Genomic DNA, 17697 nt, shown 5'->3' on the forward strand with positions numbered 1-17697 from the left:
CTTTTCTCCTACTTTTTTCATTTATTTTTTTTAGTATACTCTAATGGTAAAAGAATGTCAGACTTTTTTCAATATATTTCACTTACAATTTGTAAAAAACGTCGTCTCTCACCTTTTCGCATTACTTTTGGTATACTAATCAAAAGACTTTATCTTACTGGAGGAATAGCAATGAACCAAGAAAAATCATGTGGCGCTGTGATTGTCACAAAAGATATAGAGAATCCTAAAGTAGTACTAATCAAACACCAAAACGGCGGACACTGGGCTTTTCCCAAAGGTCATGTAGAAGGCAATGAAACAGAAGAAGAAACAGCTTTAAGAGAAATTATGGAAGAGACTCATTTAAGCGTTGAATTAGATACTCAATTCAGACATGTCGTTCGTTACTCTCCTTATAAAGGCACAGAGAAAGAAGTAGTTTATTTTATTGCGTATGCCAATGAGCAGACTATTCTTAAACAAGACGAGGAAGTATTAGCCAGTACTTGGTTAAGCTTTTCAGATGCATTAGCCCAAATCACTTATGAAAACGATCAAAAAATTCTTCAAGCAGCTATAGATTACTTAACTGAAAAGAACTGATAGACGATAAATTAAAAAGAAGGTGTTGATCTGCTCAACACCTTCTTTTGTTTCGTTTTTTTATTTAATCTCAATTTGTTTAGGTGTCGTGCCTTCAGAATTTTTCTTAGGCAATGTTACAGTTAGAACACCATTATCAAATGCTGCTGAGATTGTTTCTTCGTTGACGTTTTTCAATAAAAATTGGCGACTGAAAGATTTAGTTGAGCGCTCTCTACGGATGTAGTTGCCTTCTTCGTCCTTTTCATCTTTCTTCTCTTCTTGAGTTGCCCCAATTGACAATACATTATCTTCGTATTTTAACTGAATACTATCTTTAGGCATACCTGGCAAATCAGCTTCTACAATATATGCGTTCTCTTCTTCACGAATATCTACATTAAAATTAGCCGTGTGCGCTAGTAAATGGTCAAATGGATCCTCGAAAAAGTTCTTGCCAAAATTCATGAAATCACGTCCTACTGGAAATAAATTACTCATAAATCTCTCCCTCTTTCTAAAATTTTTTTAACCTTTTGAGCAGGTATATCCCTTGCTCACGTATAATATAATACCACTTAGCACTCTTGTCAAGAGAGTGCTACAACTTTTTTTAATTTTTTTTTACTAACTTGTTTACTAACCCTATTAGTATTTTCTTTCGCTATTTTTTGCTATACTCATTAAATCAAAGACTGTATTGGAGGTAGATATTATGTTCAATAGTATAGGTAAGATTTTATTAGTAATTGGTATCATTATTATAGTATTTGGTTACTTTGGTCCTGTAAAATCAGGTGATCCAATTATCGGAACGTTAATTATCTTAGTTGGTTTAGTGATTGCAGCTTTAGGTTTTGTCTTCGGACGAAATCAGACACCCCGAGTATAATTTATCTAGAAACAAAAAGAATGGCCTCACTTTCCTGAATCAAAAAGGAAACTGAGGCCATTTTTTTATCTGCTTTTCGCACTAGAAAAACAAGAAAATTATATAACTTTTTAATTTTTTCAAGATATTTGCTTTTTTAATTCAAATTACTTTACCTGTCGTAGTAAAAGAAGTATACTCATATTACTACGATAGATGAAGTAAAAAAATGAGGTGATGAGGTGATATCAAGTGATGTCATGCGCGGATTTAATAGTCTGATTCTACTGTCTATTTTGATGAAAGAAGACTCTTACGGCTATCAAATTTCAAATACAATCAAGGTACTAACTGATGGAAAATACATTATGAAAGAAACGACTCTCTATTCTGCCTTTAATCGTTTAGAAAAAAGTGAACTTATTGAATCTTATTCAAGTACTGAAACCAATGGCAAACCTCGGACCTACTACCGAATAACTGACCTAGGCAGACAAACCTATCATGAGAAAGTAAGCGAATGGCTGGATACAAAAAATATCATCAGTCAATTCATTGAGGAGGAGTGAAATTTATGGACACGATTAAGAATTATGTCGAATCAGTTTTTGTTAATTTGCCTCGGACTTCTGAGATGCAGCAACTTAAAGAGGATATGCTGACTAATATGGAAGATAAATACCTTCAGTTGAAAGCAGATGGGATAAGTGAGAATGAAGCTATCGGAACGGTTCTATCCGAATTTGGCAATATCGATGAAATCATTGAAGAGTACAACTTAGAAAGCGATGCAGAACAAGTTGATAACTATTCTGTTCAGCTATCAGAGACACAAGTTGAGGACTTTATGCAGCACCGTACAAAATTTGGAATTGCGATTGCAACGGGTGTGTCTCTTTGTATTCTCTCCCCTGCTATGATGCTGACATTCCGTGAAATTGCTAGTCTTGTAACTGATTCTTCAAGTCCTATGGATAGAATTGACTTATTATCGGTTATTCCATTGTTCTTATTTATTGCTATCGCAGTTGGTATTTTCATTGTTTTTGGGTTAAAAGAAGAACAATACAATCTTGACAAAAAGGTTGTTCTAATTGATTCAGCCACACGTGCCCACTTGGATCGAGAAATGAAAGAGTTTAAACCTGGTTTTGCAAAAGCCATCGCTTCTGGTGTAATTCTTTGTATCCTAGCTCCTATCTCCTTATTGTTGGCAATTGTTCTTCTCGGTGATGACAATGCTTGGTCCGTAATTTTCTTATTAGGTTTCATAGCAGTTGGTGTTTTCTTGTTTGTCTTTTATGGCATTCTATACTCCACTTATGAAAAACTTCTTTCACTCGGAGATTACACACCTGAGAAAGTCATTGCCAGCAAATTAATTGATACTATTGCCGGAGTCGTTTTCCCATTAGCTACAGCTATTTATTTAATCGCAGGTTTTGTCTACGATGCTTGGGGAACTGCTTGGATCATCTTTCCCATAACCGGTATTCTATTTGCAGCTTTTTCTTCTCTCTACCAAAGTATTATTAAGACAAAAAGAAAAAATTAGCCTTCTGATGACCGATTCCATATGGAGTCGGTCATTTTAATTGAATTTATCATTTGTACTGTCAACATTGTTTACTAAACCATCTTTCACCTTTAACTCTAGTCCTCTAATTTCATTACCTTTCTTACAAAAATAAGTCATCTTTCATGAAACGGTTGTTAAGCGGAATACCAAATTGTATACTTAGGCTTATCGGCAATAAATAAAAAAAGACTGGAGTTCTTACTCATGTACAACACTAAAAAAAATACCCAAAAATGGCCAACAATTTTAATTTCCATCTCTTTCCTATTAACTGTTGTTTCTATTCTTATTCAAAATCAATTTTCATTGTTTAGTTTTCCCGTTTTTCTTGGCGTACTTATTGTTGCAGTGTTATTGAATATTGGATCAATGTTCTTATCGGCGAAAGCTAGAAATCAAGCTTTTACGATTATCTTATTTATTCTTAATCTACTAATTATCGCTTTTGTAGCATTTACTATTTACACGCTTGTAATGTCCTAAATCAATTAATTTTTTTCTTCCTAAAAAATTCACATTTTCTTTCATTCGTTGTCACAAAATAGAAAGAAACAATCATTAAAAATTCATATTGACCGTTTATACTAAAGTCATACCAATCCTAAAACTTTTTCTTTTCTTACTTATTTACCCCCATAAATAAGTACTTACCCCCTTTTTAAGCCTTTGCGATAATCGCAAAGGCTTTTTATATTAAATTCATTAAGCGGGTAAACTAAAAAACTCATTCTTATTTTGATGGATAAAGTGACCATCAAAAAAGAATGAGTTTTTTACTTAGGCTAGGACTTTTTACCAGCCTATTTGCCTAAAAATTTTTTCTTAATCGGTTAATTGTTTGGTTAATGCAATGATTGTATCCACTGATTCATCTAAATAATGAATCGTATCCGCTAAAGGTTTATCCGTAGTAATATCAACACCAGCAATTTTTGCAGCTGGAGCTGGGCGGTATTGATCTCCAAGGGCTAGGAATTCTAACCACTCATTTACTGCTGATTGTCCTTCTTCTTTAATACGCAAGAAGGCTTGAGTTGCAATCGTCAATCCTGCAGAATACGTGTAAGAGTATAATCCCATATAGTAATGGCTTTGGCGCATCCACGTTAATTCTGCTCCTGGATTGATTTCAACTGCGTCTCCCCAGAATTTGTTCAATACAGAACGTTTAATTTCGCTTAATTGAGCAGCATCAAAACTTTTTCCTTCATCAATTAATTGGTAAACTTCACGTTGATAAGCTGCTTCCAATAAATGTGTAATAAAGTTGTGGAAATACGTGTTTGAAATCATATTAGATAAGGCAAAACGTTGTTCACGAGGATCTTCGCTTTTACGTCTTATCGATTCTGTTAACAACAATTCATTGAAGGTTGACGGAGCTTCTATCAAATAAAGAGACGGTTCTGCTCCCAAAATGCTGTTGTTTTCCCCAGAAAGAATTCCTTGTCCAGCATGACCAATTTCATGGATCAATGTGTATACATCGGACAATTGGTTATTCCAAGACATTAGGATATAAGGGTGTTTGCCATATGGTGACGTACAGAATCCACCAGTAGATTTCCCTTTGTTTTGCACAAAATCTACCCAGCGTTCTGGATAAGCTTTCATAATTCGGTCAATGTAATCTTGCCCTAGAACGCTCAATGCATCTGCCACAACCTCTTTTGATTGTTCTACAGTGATTTTTGATGAGTAATCAGCGTCTAAATCAATCTTCAAATCGGCATAAGTCATTTTGTCCAACCCATTGATTTCTTTAACATGAGTAATGTATTTTTGCATTACAGGAGCTAAATCATTCATGATGCTGTCGATTTGGCGATTATAAAGCTCGCGGTCAACTTCTTGATCGTATAAAAGATAGTCGATTACTGAATCAAAGCCACGCATGGTAGCGATTGTTTTTTCTTTTTGAACTTGTGTGTAATAAGCCGCTGCTACAACATTTTGGTATTTGCTAAGGACGGTAGAGAATTGTTCAAACGCAGCACGACGAATAGCTGTATCTGCATGGTACATATAATGGTCTTCATACAAAACAAAACTTAGTGGATATTCTTTTCCTGCAACATTAAATGTTCCAAAATCCATATCCGCCAAACGAGCTTGTTCATAAATCGCTTCAGGAGCGCCAAGAACTGGTGAAAGTTGAGCTAAAGCTTTTTCTACTTTAGGATCCAATTGAATCGATTTGTCTTCTTTAATGTGGCGAATAAAAGAAGCAAATTGAGGTTCTTCTTTTTCAACTTGATCTAAAATAGCGGTATCTACTGCTTTTAATTCTGAATCGAAAAAGGATAATTGAGCGCCAATTTCGGCTAGTACATTATCCATTGAACGAGACAGACCAGTATTTTCAGGATTCGTCAAATCAGTAGTAGCTGGCAAAAAGGCATAATGATTTGTCCAGTCTGCTGTTTGCATGATTTCACTATATTGCTTTAAAGCCGTAGAGATCATTTTAGCATCCGTTAAATTCCCTTCATAAGTCGTACTAAATTGTTTGACCGCTGCTTTCATATCTTCTACTGCAGCTTCGAAAGCTTCTTTTGTTGGGTATAAGCCTGTAAGGTCCCATGTTAATGCTTCAGAAACCTCAGATCTATTTTTCAGTTCTTCTTGTGCCATTTTATCGCACTCCTTCATTGGATTAATTTAAATTAATTTATTCAACTAAACTACTCATCTAGTATACACTACTGATTTATTGGTGGTTGCAATTTTTTTTACAGACTAACCAAAAAAGGCTCATTAAATGAGCCTTTTTAGTGCTATAAAACTACTCTTATAGCGTATAAATTACTTTTAAGTACTGTATAGATTTAAAAAATTTGCACTTACGGTACCTAAATCCCTTTTAACTACCCTATGAACCTAAATTTTCTGCTCTTACTGTATGCAAACTCCTTTTAACTACCATGTGGACCATAAAAAAATACTTTATGGTCCGTAAACTATTCTGCATTCATGCGAGCGATCTCGATCACAACTTGAGCAGCTTGTTTCATACCTTCAACTGATACAAACTCGTATTTGCCATGCAAGTTTTCAGCACCGGTAAAGATATTTGGTGTAGGCAAGCCTTTATACGTGATGATACTGCCATCTGTTCCACCTCTAAATGGTTTGACATCAGGTTCGATTCCTAATGCTCGGTAAGCATTTAACGCTAACTCTACAATAGAAAGATCTTTTTCAATGATATCGCGCATGTTGTAATATTGATCGTATAACTTCATCGCAATACGTGGCTGATCAAATGTCTGATTGAATTGATCGACTAATGCAGCGAAGTGTTGCTTGCGTTTTTCAAATCCTGCTTTATCATGGTCCCGAATGATATAAGTTGCTTTAACTTCGTCAATCGTTCCAACTTGGCTGGACAACATGTAAAAACCCTCATAACCTTCCGTTTTTTCAGGAACTTCTTTTTGAGGCAATGCCGTAGCAAATTGAGCTGCGACTAATAAAGCATTAACCATGCTGTCTTTAGCCGTTCCAGGGTGCACACTGGTCCCTTTAATCGTTAATTCGGCTTGAGCCGCGTTAAACGTTTCGTATTCAAATTTGCCAACCCTTCCACTATCTAAAGTGTAAGCAAAATCAGCTTGAAACTGATCAACATCAAATAACAATGCGCCGCGTCCAATCTCTTCATCTGGCCCAAAAGCAACGCGTATTTTGCCATGAGGAAGTTCTGGGTGCTGGATAAATTCCTCCATCGCAGTAACAATCGAAGCCATACCGGCTTTATCATCTGCTCCTAACAAGGTTGTTCCATCTGTTGTAATCACTGTTTCCCCAATGTAATGCGCTAATTGAGGGAATTCAGCTGTTGTCATCACGATACCCAGCTCTTTGTTAAGCACAATATCGTTGCCATCATAATTCACGTGAACTTGTGGTTGAATATTTTCAGCATTAAAATCAGCCGTATCGATATGAGCAATAAACCCGATAACAGGAACGTCATGAGCTAGATTGCTCGGCAAAGTAGCTGTCACAAAACCGTTAGCATCATTGTATTCGACTTCCTCTAACCCGATTTCTTTTAACTCTTCCGCCAACTTCAAAGCAAATTCTACTTGTGCATAAGTTGTTGGAACGGTCTGACTGTTCATATCAGACCGCGTATTGACTTTAGCATATTTTACAAAACGTTTAAGTAACTGTTCATCCATTTTCTTAGCATCTCCTATTCTGCAACATAAGCATTGCGGTAATCGTAACGAGCGCTGACAGAATGCACTTCAACACCTTTTAGTTTCGGATTGCGCAAATGTACTTCGGCTGTGTGGTATAAAGGGATAAATCCTTTTTCATTTAACATAATTGCTTGAGCATCAAGCATATTTTGCCAACGGGCTTCTGGATCATTTGCATTTACTGTTTCGGCATCATTTAATAATTGGTCAACTTTTTCATTTTTGTAAGGTCCGACATTGAATGTTGTCTCACTATTCATGATATCCAATAAATTGATTGCATCTGGCAAAATAGCTCCCCATCCGCCTAGAATGATATCAAAATCACCTGATTGTCCTTTTTCGATTCGATTGTTTTTAGGCACATTACTCAAATTGATCGTTAGCCCCTCAAAGTTATTTTGCAATTCACCTTGAATGTATTGTCCAACCAGCTTACTTGCCTCATCGTCATCTCCAAGCAAATCGATTTCGATGGTATCGACTCCCAGTTCTTTTTTAGCTTCATCAAAAAGTTGTTTAGCTTTTTCTTTGTCGTACGTTAAAAAATCACCTGCATCATCTGCAAAGTCATTGCCGGTAACTGGATTTGTTACAAAATCATGTGGCACAAATGCGGTTGCAGGAAGTGACCCATTTCCTAAAATCGTATTGGCTAATTCTTCACGGTCCAATATCAAAGAGAAAGCTTCTCTCAATTTAGCATTAGAAAACATTGGCACATCGGTGTAATTGAATTGCAAATAGTTTGTGCGGGCTTCTGGCTCTACAACATATGCTTCATTATCCACGTATTGTTTGGCACTTTCACCTGAAAGAATAGCATCATCTAATCCACCAGATTCAAATAAATTGAGTGCCGTCGAAACTTCTTTAATGACCTGTACGTCAATTTTGTCTAAGGTTATATTTTTCGCATCCCAGTAGTCTTCATTTTTTTGATAACTCCATGATTGATTCGTTCCATCCCATCCAGTTAAAATGAATGGTCCATTATATAAAGTTGTGTCACTACTCGTACCATATTCTGAACCCATCTCTTCTACGAATGCTTGATTTTGAGGAAAGAAAGGCAGAAAAGCCATTTCACCTAAAAAGTAAGATACCGGCACAGTCATCTGCACGGTAAATTCATAGTCTCCAACAGCTTCTATACCTAATTCTTCAGGAGTCATTTCACCATTGATGATTTCTTCAGCATTTACGATAGATGTAAACATATATGAATACGGAGCGGCTTTTTCAGGGTTCACAGCTTGTCTCCAAGCATACACAAAATCATGAGCTGTAACCGGTTCGCCATTTGACCAAGTTGCATCTTCTCGCAATTTGAATGTGTACGTCAACCCATCTTCTGAGACCGTTGTTTCTTCTGCAAGGGCTGGAACTGGCTGATTATTTTCATCCAATCGGTATAGGCCTTCTAAGTATTGACTCATTGCAGTATTTGTTCCAATATCGGATACAAGCAATGTATCGCCAGTCGATAATTCATTTAACACACCCACAGAAATACTCTGGTCTGTTGCCTGATTTTCCCCTTTTGTTGAATCTTTACTCGTTGAGTCTGTATCGCCATTAGATCCACCACACGCTGCAAGTAAAACAGTCGTTACGGTAAGTCCGATAGACAATGCCCCTTTTTTATTGATTTTCATTGCTATACCCCCATAAATTAAAGTATTGTCATCTTACCATAACCCACCCTGAATTTTAACCTTTTTATCATCTTTTTCTCACTTTTCCTCATATTAACTGAATTAATCGTCTAAAAAGTGTATATTCTTGCAAATTAAAATTCTTTAAACTAGAATTAATCCCCCTTGTAGCAATCAAACTATTTCGGTGGTATACTGCTAGTTGCGTTTAAAATGAGTTGAACCAAATCTTTCTTTATTTCCAGCTTTTGAAAGGAGCTTATTTCATTGACCGATAGCTTATCTATGGAACAACAACGTGTTCAAACCGTTGTCAAAAAAATTCAATCTGAACTAGATCAATTAAAAAAAACCGTCGTACACGATAGTGCTGAACAAAAAAAACGCTTAAAAGAATCTGGTGAAATTAAAATCAATCAAGGGTCAAGTGAAAGCATGTGGGAATCAGCTGGTGAATTACGCTTAATTGAACAAGACCTAATGATCCGCAGCAAAACACTCCTTAAAAATCAAAATCGCGTGATGGCTTTAGAAAAAATGGTCGACGATCCTTACTTCGGTCGAATCGATTATGAAGATGAATTGGGCCAAGAAACTATCTATATCGGCATTAGCTCTGTATTTGATGAATACGATAACTTAGTGGTGGATTGGCGCTCACCTATTGCTTCGCTTTATTATGAAGGCAATGTAGGCGACACGATTCCGTTGAAAATTGGCGAAGAAAAGTTAACACTTCTGATTGAATTAAAACGTCAATTTTTAATTCGTCAGGCAAAAATTATTCAACTCTTGGATACCGATAACGTGATGGGCGATCCTTATTTGCTTGAAGCATTAGAAGACCGCTCCACTTATCAAATGGGTGCTGTTATTTCAACTCTTCAAAAACAACAAAATCAAATCGTACGGGATAATTCTGCCAAAATCACCTTGATTGAAGGCGTTGCGGGTTCTGGAAAAACCGTCGTCTTGATGCAAAAAATTGCTTATTTACTTTACACATTCAGAGATCAATTAAAAGCTTCTGAAATTATTTTATTCTCTCCCAATAAAATTTTCCAAACCTATATTTCTCAAGTATTGCCTGAATTAGGTGAAATGAATGTGACCAGCCATACGTTCCCTGAATTTATGAATCAAAGAGTTCCAAAATTCACTCTCATCTCCAACCAAGATGAAGAATTGTCTAAAGTCACTTTACTTAAAGGAAGTCTGCAATTTTCAGAAGCGTTAAAACGCTATACTGATCGATTGAAAACGGACTACATGCGTTTTTCTTCGCTATCTTTCCAAGGTGAAATCATTATCTCAAAAGAAGAAATTAAAGAACAATTTTACAGCACCGAAAGCAACGGTACTTTAGCTAGCAAGTTAGCCTTGCTGCAAACCTTGTTGTTACAAAAAATCGAGCAACTTAAACAGACACAACGAACAGCTAAATGGGTGGAAGATGTTTTACTTTCAATGTCTGATAGTGAGTTGCGCCTACACGAAAGTGAATCGAAAAATGAACAAAAGGCTGAAGAAACCTTGATTGATTCGATTATAGAGACCGCTTATTCACCTCTTATCAAAAGAATTAAACGGTTAAGTTTTATCCGTTATCAACACCAATATGTTCATTTCTTAAAAGCTGTTCCAAAATTGCTTTCCTTAGCAGAATTTTCAATTACTGAAGACATGTGGACAGACCACATTCAACAAGTAGTAACGAACATCGCTCATAAAGAATTAGCGTTGGAAGATATGGATGCTTTTTACAGTTTGTTCCAATTGATGCATGGACCGATTAGCAGCACTAAATTTAAATACATTTGTTTAGATGAAGTACAAGATTTCTCTCCATTCCAATTGCAAATGTTAAAAGACTTTTACCCAACAGCACATTTTGTTCTAAGCGGTGACCTCAATCAAAATATTTTAATGAAGCGACTTTCTTTCAACGACTTAGACACCATTTTCACTGGCAGCTCTTTTCAGCGCTATCAATTATTAACAAGTTACCGGTCAACAAATGAGATTATCCAATTTTCAAACCGTTTTCTAGAAAATCATTCTGCTATAGAAGCCAATTTCCGCGAAGGTAAAAAACCCGAAATGATTTTAACTGCCACTCATGAGAATTATTTGGACTATGTAAAAGAAAAAGTTGCTGAAAATAAAAAAGCCGGTTTTCGTACGGCCTTTATCAGTAAAAATTATGCAGAAGCTGAGCGCTTCTACCAAGAATTAGCACATGCTGGCATTGGCAGCAATTTAGTACTGAAAGATACGGATAATACTCATCATCCTGTTATTGTTATACCCATACAATTAGCTAAAGGATTGGAATTTGATAGTGTATTTGCCCTGTTCCATTATTCGGCTCCTACTTCTTCCAACGACTTATCGACTGCGTATACTATTTGTAGTCGAGCTATGCATGAGTTGTACTTTATCGCATCAGATTTGCAAGATTCATTGGTCAATCGCCTTGAATCAATTGATTACCAGTTAGCTGAATTGAATTAAACAAAAAAAGGAAGGTAAAAAGCAGCTGCTTTTTACCTTCCTTTTTTATTTTCTATTTAATTTAGATCAATTGATAGCACTTCAGCATCTTTTGTTCCTCTGAGAGTAACTGTATCGGGTTGGATCTTCAAGACTACGATATTTGGATCATCTTTTCCGTCAAAAATGAGTTTCATATACGGACTCCAAAGATGTTCAATCAGTGCTTGATCTTCAGTAATGGAAACTTGACCAGCTATCTCGACATATTTGTTATTCAATAACCCTGTATCATAGCCCAATAAAACAAACGCATAAGGATTCTTTTCCAAATCTTCTACTTTATGCGTGCGTTTATCCGTCAGTGTATAAAGAATGAATCCTTCATTAAAAAAAGTCATGTAACGAGATACTGGTTTACCCTCTGAGACAGTAGACAACGTTCCTACATTATTTTTTTTAATAATTTTTAAAGCTTTATCACGCTCGTCAGCCATAATTGCATCCCTCCATTTTGAGCTCATTATGGCATATCTATCTTTCTTATTCAAAAGATACGATTCCATTTACTGTAAAGAAACCGTCTAAAAGAACACGCTATTCCATTTGAATAGGATTATAACTTTCCTGGTGCTCGTCGGTTCTACACAGATGCCTTTTTCGGTCATCGAATGGAATTTTTTGGAATGGCAAGACAAACCTGAAGCGATGATGACCGCTGTTGAAAAAGCGAATATGGAATAAGATGATTCGTTTAACTTACTTTCAAATAGTCGGCTAAACCTGATTCACTCAAAAAAAATTTACTTTTTATAAAACAAGGCCTTATTTACATTCATTCTTATTCAGCTTCAGAAACAACGGTAAATCGTTCATTTTTATGTGTTACTTGTTCCATTTCATCCACAATGGCAATCGCAAAATCTGCATAACTGATGTAGCTTTGATTTGTTGAGTTTACGATAACTTGGTTAGTTCCAACTTGGTAACTGCCCGTTCGTTTACCTGTTGCATCAAAATCTAAAGCAGGACTGACAAACGTCCATGTTATGTCGTCAGTTTTTTCTAAATCTGCTAAGTTTTTGGCTTGATTAATAGCTGTCGGCTGAAAAAAAGTTGGTAAGTCTGGCGTATCCATCACACGAATCGTTTGTTCTTCATTTACATACAAACTACCTGCTCCGCCGACTACAATCAATCTTGTTCCAGGGGCACCTTTTAATGCTTCAATTAAAATTTGACCAAATTGTACGTGTTTAACAGCTTGTTCCTGTTCCATTCCTGTACCAAATGCATTAATTACTACATCATATTTTTTCAAATCTTCTGAAGTTAATGTAAAGAAATCTTTCTCAACTACTTTCAACTCTTTATCTGCTAACTTTTCTGCATTTCTTACAATAGCAGTTACTTTATGACCTCTATCTTTTGCTTCTTTTGCAATCAAACTACCCGCTCTTCCTGTGGCTGCAATAACGGCGACTTTCATCTCTTTGCCCCCCCTAAAGTTTATTCCTTCTTTTTATCAGATTAACACAGGGTTCATTTTAAACAAAATTTCTCGTCTTTAAAAACCTTTTGTTTACCATTATTTACAGTAAATTAGTCTAAATGTCACAAAATTGTGAACTAATTGTGACAAACGCTGTTGCTTTTTGTACAAATACATAGTAAGATACTACTTGTAAACGAATTCCAATTTTATTTAGCAATTATTAATTAGTTTAATTATAAACAGGAGAGTGAATAAAATGATTACATTGTATACAACACCTAGCTCAGCTTCATGTCGTAAAGCAAAATCATGGTTAGAGGAAAATAACCTGTCTTTTATTGAAAAAAATATTTTCAATGAAAGTTTAACTATTTCAGAACTTAAAGCAATTTTACGTTTGACAGAAAATGGAACAGAAGATATTATCTCATACCGTTCACAAGCTTTCCAAAATTTAGATGTACCATTAGATCAACTTTCATTGTCTGAAGTATTAGAATTAATCCAAGCAGAACCAAGTTTGATTCGTCGCCCTATTTTAATCGATGAAAAAAGATTGCAAATTGGATTCAACGATGATGACATCCGTCGTTTCTTGCCAAGAGAAGTTCGTCGCATCGATTTGTTAGAAATGCAAAAACAACTTTCTCATATTTCTTAAATCACTATTATACTTAGCAGAAAAAGAATCTTTTTTCTTATAAACTAATAGTCCAACCACATAAAAATAACGCTCACTCCATTAGCCTACAACGTTAATGGAGTGATTTTTTTATAAAAATCACTCCTTCTAACAGAAATTTCAGTAAGATCCTGTTAGAAGAAGTTATTCTCTTTAATCCATTATTTCTTAATATCCTTATCAACTGTATTGTGTAAGCTAGGTTGTGCGGGTTTTAAAACAGGTTTTTCTCCCAACACTTCTGGCTCATCTTTATAGATAAATGTTCCGCCATTTGAAGATGTCCTTGGGATTCTGCATTAATATTTGAATGAAAATCAGCAAGTAAATTTTCACTTGCAGTAATATATGAACCATTACAAGGAACGCCATTTGAATCTTTTGCAGTGGGTCCAAGACCTGTTACGATAGCATGTTGTAAATCCATGCCTCCCATAACAGCTGCAATAGCAGGATCACTTTCAAATGCGTTTTCTTGAGGATCGACTGGAGCATCATCTAGTAATTGAGCAATCATTGTTGCAATCATTTCCACGTGTCCGATTTCTTCCGAACCAGTATCTAAAATCAAGTCTTTGTATTTACCATTTCCCCTTGTATTCCATCCTTGAAACAAGTATTGCATAGCTACTGAAATTTCACCCTACTGTCCGCCTAGAATTTCTTACATCTTACGAGCCATAAGTGGATCCGACTTGTCAGATTTTGCATAATATTGTAATTCTTTTTTATGAATGAACATCTTTTCTTACCATCATTTCTTCTCCGTCACCTTATTTTTTATTACACTTCAAAGAATCCGCTCTCAAATTTATGGTTATTTTCCATTTTTTTCAAAAATAAATGCCAATATAAAAGCACGTTTTTTCCTTTTTCAGAAAAAAACGTGCTCCCTTAAATTTTAAACCATCATTCTCTTCTCCAACTCTCGCAATACTTCTCCTCGATAGAAAATAAAAGTCACAATCAACATGACCGTACTGAAGCCAATTGACAACCAGGCTGGTAAAGGAGTCGTTACCCAATCGAAAAATAGGAAAACAGCCGGAATCAAGCCAATCATCGCAGCACACAATAAATACACAATATAATCTTCTACTTCTACTTTCACCAAACGAACAGCGATATACATGGCAATAAGCGCAAAAATACAGATCATTGGCACAGCATGAGTGGTAGACCAAGCGGACCACCCCTCTACATAATCCCAATAAATACTTAATAGCGACAGCGAAATAATTAAATAAACGATGCTTTTAGCGATATTTCGACGTTTGCGAATAATGATTAAAACAACGAGCCACATACTCACTATACCAAATGAAACAATATTCAATCCTTTGGGCGAATGTAAAAAGAACAATTCAATGATTAAGGATATACTGATAGTCGCAAGAGAGATTATCGTTAAGATCCTCATAACTTGTTTCTTATTAAACCGTAAAGGAATATCTGGATAAGGATTAGGCAATGGCGGTTCAGAACCCTTTTCCAAAGGCTGATGACAAAGAGGGCAATTTAACCAATCCCCATTAACAGACACTTTACATGCTTGACAATAATTCACTCTTCCTCACCTCTCAATTCTGGACCAGCTATTTTATTAGCTGAAATGGTCACTGGAACTCCCAGAGCGGTTAAATCTCTAACGAATTGCTTATATAACGTTGTATCAATAAATGGCGAATTTAGGCAAATGGATAAATGATCTCGATGACTGACGACACAGAACTGCGGTCTTACGGCAGATGTTTGAAAATAAACTTGATGAACTTTCTCATCAATGGTTTGGGGCAACTGAACTTTTCCTAAATTAGACATTGCAAAAGTTAACCCGCGGTTGTTAAAATAATTGATTACTTTTAACAGACCATCTTTGATTGGACGAATGATTACACGCGTAAAAGGGTTAAATTCATAGGAAATCAGCTTATTCAATCGGGTTTCCAAACTATTTGGACTAAGCTGTTGTTGCAATTGTTCCTTAAGCGTTTTGCAAATAGCTGCTAAATTGATTTCCTCTGCAGGGTCATAGGTATATTCCAAACGTGTCGTGCTAAAAAAGTTTCTGGCAGAATTTGAATAATAAAATTGCCTCAAATTGACCGGAACCGAAACCGCAATCGTCATCCCGTCTTGTACAGCGGGATTTGTTTTGCGAATTGCTTCAATAAACAAAGCTGTTAAATAAGTCGTAAGAGAAGCCTGCTGTTCATGTGCTAATGTTAGAACAGATTGGACCGGCATATTTAATTCAACGGCATGCGTTCGGTTATCAATGGTTCGTTTGCCTTTGATTTGATACACTTTCTTTTTTTTCTTTTTATTTTCTAAAGATGTTGGTTCATTTTGGATGAACTTTTTTCCATAACGCAGTGCAAATTTACCAACGGTCTTGCTTGCGCCCGCCAACTTTCGAATAGCCGATTGTGCAGCATCTGTGTAACTGCGCTGCCCTTTATGACGAAAATACTGGATAAAACTATCTACATTTGCATTTTCTCTGGTGCGTTCTAAGCGAGAATTCTCCTTATTTATGTCAGAAGGTGCTTGAGCCTGTTGCAGAAGAACATATTCACTCAGTAAATCTTCAAAGAACCACAATGCTCCTGTTCCATCTGACAAAGCATGAAAAACTTCTAAATGAATCCGATTTTGATAGTACACTACTCGAAAAAGTAATTCTTTACGATCAAAGTGATACAACTGAGAACAAGGAGGTTGTTCATCTAATAGGACTTGAGGCTTAAGATCACTTTCTTCTAAGTAATACCAAAATACTCCACGTCGCAAAACACTACGGTATAGGGGATAAGCTTCTAACGTAAGTTCTAATGCTTCTTGCAACAGTTTTGGATCAACTGATTCTTCCATGGCTGCACTTAGTCGAAAGACTTTTGTGTCAAAATCAGTCATAGCTGCGAGAAAAATATTAGACGCATTATCCAGTCGAACCCAATTTTTCCGTTTCATATTCTCCTCTCCTTTGCTCTACTAAATTTCCCCTTACTGTTTAATCTTCATTCAAAAAAATATTGATAGCTTCATAAGTGGCTGTCATCGATTCAGCAAATCTTGGATAAGTAATAAAACCATGTACGGCTCCACCGATACGTTGGATTACTACCTCATTTCCTGCTTCTCTTAACGCTATTCCATACATTTCCCCTTCATCGCGTAACGGATCGAATTCAGCTGTAATGACCAATGTTTTAGGTTGATGTGTTAAGTCTTTTGTCATCAGGGGTGCGACATAAGAATTTTTACGCTCCGCTAAATTAGGTTCGTACATTTCCATGTATTCTTGGACCTTTTTAGCTGTTAATCCATATTTATACCCATTTGTGCGAATAGATTCAAATGGAGAACTTTCTGTATGGTTCCAATAAGTAACCGGGTAAAGCAAAATTTGTTTAGTCGGAACAATTTTTCCTTTGTCTCTCAACATTAACGAAACAGCAGCAGCTAAATTCCCACCCGCTGAATCTCCAATTAACGTAATTTGCGAAGCTTCCATCATCCCACTTAGTTCCAAATGAGTCATTAGCGTCTCTGCTACCCGGTAACAGTCTTCTAAGCCTGATGGATAAGGATATTCAGGAGCTAATCGATAATCAACTGAATAAACAACTCTTCCAGTCAAATCTGCCATATTGATGCACGCCGTTGTATAGGTGTCAATGTCTCCAATCACCCATCCTCCTCCATGAAAGAAAACTAAAACATCGTCATTTAATGGTTCTTTAGGATAAAAAATACGCACCGGAATATCATGCGTTTGATCTTTTGAATAAATTTTCTTATCCAATATACGGTACCCTTTTTTTGGTTTCGCCGAAAAAATTTGCTGCATTCTTCGTACCCAAACGTAATCCTTTTGCATATCTATTTTTGGTGAAGATAGTAACTTTAAGATAATTCTAAATAATGGATTCATTGTTTTTCCCTTTCCAACTACCCGATTCTTTTTCTTCAGCATGAATTATTCGATTGGGATTGTCAAGATAAACTACTATGTAGTTGGTACTGCTCGTTCTTTTCATTGGTTTTCAGATAATCAATTACGCCATTCAAAAAAGCCATCATTTAGACTAATAAACAGTGGCTTTTCAAACATTCGCTCCTATTACTGAAAACATTTATT

Annotated in this window: 17 protein-coding genes; 7 read left to right on the forward strand and 10 right to left on the reverse strand. The window is 36.0% G+C overall.

Going from position 1 to position 17697, the window contains the following annotated elements; genetic code table 11:
• The first annotated feature begins 171 nt into the window (after positions 1 to 171).
• A complete protein-coding gene (locus CAT7_RS05265) occupies positions 172 to 585 on the forward strand; it encodes a bis(5'-nucleosyl)-tetraphosphatase (protein ID WP_007722826.1) in 414 nt (137 codons plus the stop codon).
• Between the two features lie 60 nt (positions 586 to 645).
• Here CAT7_RS05265 and CAT7_RS05270 read toward each other — a convergent pair whose 3' ends face one another.
• The gene (locus tag CAT7_RS05270; protein ID WP_007722828.1) at positions 646 to 1065 is read right to left on the reverse strand and encodes an Hsp20/alpha crystallin family protein; all 420 of its coding nucleotides are present in this window, start codon (positions 1063 to 1065) and stop codon (positions 646 to 648) included.
• Between the two features lie 214 nt (positions 1066 to 1279).
• On the opposite strand from CAT7_RS05270, the gene CAT7_RS12400 reads away from it, so the two are divergent.
• The 4 genes from CAT7_RS12400 (at position 1280) to CAT7_RS05285 (ending at position 3497) form a co-directional block, all read left to right on the forward strand.
• Positions 1280 to 1456, forward strand: coding sequence for a hypothetical protein (locus tag CAT7_RS12400; RefSeq protein ID WP_007722830.1), 177 nt, complete (start codon positions 1280 to 1282; stop codon positions 1454 to 1456).
• Between the two features lie 221 nt (positions 1457 to 1677).
• Entirely contained in the window at positions 1678 to 2004 is a 327-nt protein-coding gene (locus CAT7_RS05275) for a PadR family transcriptional regulator (protein WP_007722832.1), read from the forward strand.
• A 5-nt stretch (positions 2005 to 2009) separates the two neighbouring features.
• Positions 2010 to 2990, forward strand: a complete 981-nt coding sequence (locus tag CAT7_RS05280) for a permease prefix domain 1-containing protein (RefSeq protein ID WP_007722835.1) — start codon at positions 2010 to 2012, stop codon at positions 2988 to 2990.
• Between the two features lie 228 nt (positions 2991 to 3218).
• Positions 3219 to 3497, forward strand: coding sequence for a hypothetical protein (locus CAT7_RS05285; RefSeq protein WP_007722838.1), 279 nt, complete (start codon positions 3219 to 3221; stop codon positions 3495 to 3497).
• 339 nt (positions 3498 to 3836) lie between these two features.
• Here CAT7_RS05285 and pepF read toward each other — a convergent pair whose 3' ends face one another.
• From pepF to CAT7_RS05300, 3 genes are all read right to left on the reverse strand, one after another.
• A complete protein-coding gene (gene pepF, locus CAT7_RS05290) occupies positions 3837 to 5648 on the reverse strand; it encodes an oligoendopeptidase F (protein ID WP_007722841.1) in 1812 nt (603 codons plus the stop codon).
• Between the two features lie 326 nt (positions 5649 to 5974).
• Positions 5975 to 7201 carry a peptidase T gene (gene pepT / locus CAT7_RS05295; RefSeq protein ID WP_007722845.1) on the reverse strand — a complete coding sequence of 409 codons (1227 nt, stop codon included), beginning with the start codon at positions 7199 to 7201 and terminating at the stop codon, positions 5975 to 5977.
• Positions 7202 to 7215: 14 nt separating this feature from the next.
• The gene (locus CAT7_RS05300) at positions 7216 to 8883 is read right to left on the reverse strand and encodes a peptide ABC transporter substrate-binding protein (RefSeq protein WP_007722848.1); all 1668 of its coding nucleotides are present in this window, start codon (positions 8881 to 8883) and stop codon (positions 7216 to 7218) included.
• Between the two features lie 267 nt (positions 8884 to 9150).
• On the opposite strand from CAT7_RS05300, the gene helD reads away from it, so the two are divergent.
• Positions 9151 to 11397: an RNA polymerase recycling motor HelD gene (helD, locus tag CAT7_RS05305; RefSeq protein ID WP_007722850.1), complete on the forward strand. Its 2247-nt coding sequence runs from the start codon at positions 9151 to 9153 to the stop codon at positions 11395 to 11397.
• A gap of 56 nt (positions 11398 to 11453) precedes the next feature.
• Here helD and CAT7_RS05310 read toward each other — a convergent pair whose 3' ends face one another.
• Positions 11454 to 11873: a pyridoxamine 5'-phosphate oxidase family protein gene (locus CAT7_RS05310; protein ID WP_007722853.1), complete on the reverse strand. Its 420-nt coding sequence runs from the start codon at positions 11871 to 11873 to the stop codon at positions 11454 to 11456.
• A 344-nt stretch (positions 11874 to 12217) separates the two neighbouring features.
• Positions 12218 to 12865, reverse strand: a complete 648-nt coding sequence (locus tag CAT7_RS05315) for an NAD(P)-dependent oxidoreductase (protein WP_007722857.1) — start codon at positions 12863 to 12865, stop codon at positions 12218 to 12220.
• A 262-nt stretch (positions 12866 to 13127) separates the two neighbouring features.
• On the opposite strand from CAT7_RS05315, the gene spxA reads away from it, so the two are divergent.
• The gene (gene spxA, locus CAT7_RS05320) at positions 13128 to 13532 is read left to right on the forward strand and encodes a transcriptional regulator SpxA (protein WP_007722860.1); all 405 of its coding nucleotides are present in this window, start codon (positions 13128 to 13130) and stop codon (positions 13530 to 13532) included.
• A gap of 235 nt (positions 13533 to 13767) precedes the next feature.
• On the opposite strand, the gene CAT7_RS05325 is transcribed toward spxA, so the two are convergent.
• The 4 genes from CAT7_RS05325 to CAT7_RS05340 form a co-directional block, all read right to left on the reverse strand.
• Positions 13768 to 14190 (reverse strand): manganese catalase family protein, encoded by a 423-nt coding sequence (locus CAT7_RS05325; RefSeq protein WP_442852116.1) that lies wholly within the window; start codon positions 14188 to 14190, stop codon positions 13768 to 13770.
• Between the two features lie 264 nt (positions 14191 to 14454).
• Positions 14455 to 15120, reverse strand: coding sequence for a DUF6320 domain-containing protein (locus CAT7_RS05330; protein ID WP_007722866.1), 666 nt, complete (start codon positions 15118 to 15120; stop codon positions 14455 to 14457).
• Positions 15117 to 16526: an alcohol acetyltransferase gene (locus CAT7_RS05335; protein ID WP_007722869.1), complete on the reverse strand. Its 1410-nt coding sequence runs from the start codon at positions 16524 to 16526 to the stop codon at positions 15117 to 15119. Before CAT7_RS05335 ends, CAT7_RS05330 begins: the two co-directional genes overlap by 4 nt.
• A gap of 40 nt (positions 16527 to 16566) precedes the next feature.
• Positions 16567 to 17490, reverse strand: coding sequence for an alpha/beta hydrolase (locus CAT7_RS05340; protein ID WP_007722872.1), 924 nt, complete (start codon positions 17488 to 17490; stop codon positions 16567 to 16569).
• Between the last annotated feature and the right edge of the window lie 207 nt (positions 17491 to 17697).

It is taken from the genome of Carnobacterium sp. AT7 (assembly GCF_000171855.1).
Taxonomy (GTDB): Bacteria; Bacillota; Bacilli; order Lactobacillales; family Carnobacteriaceae; genus Carnobacterium_B; species Carnobacterium_B jeotgali.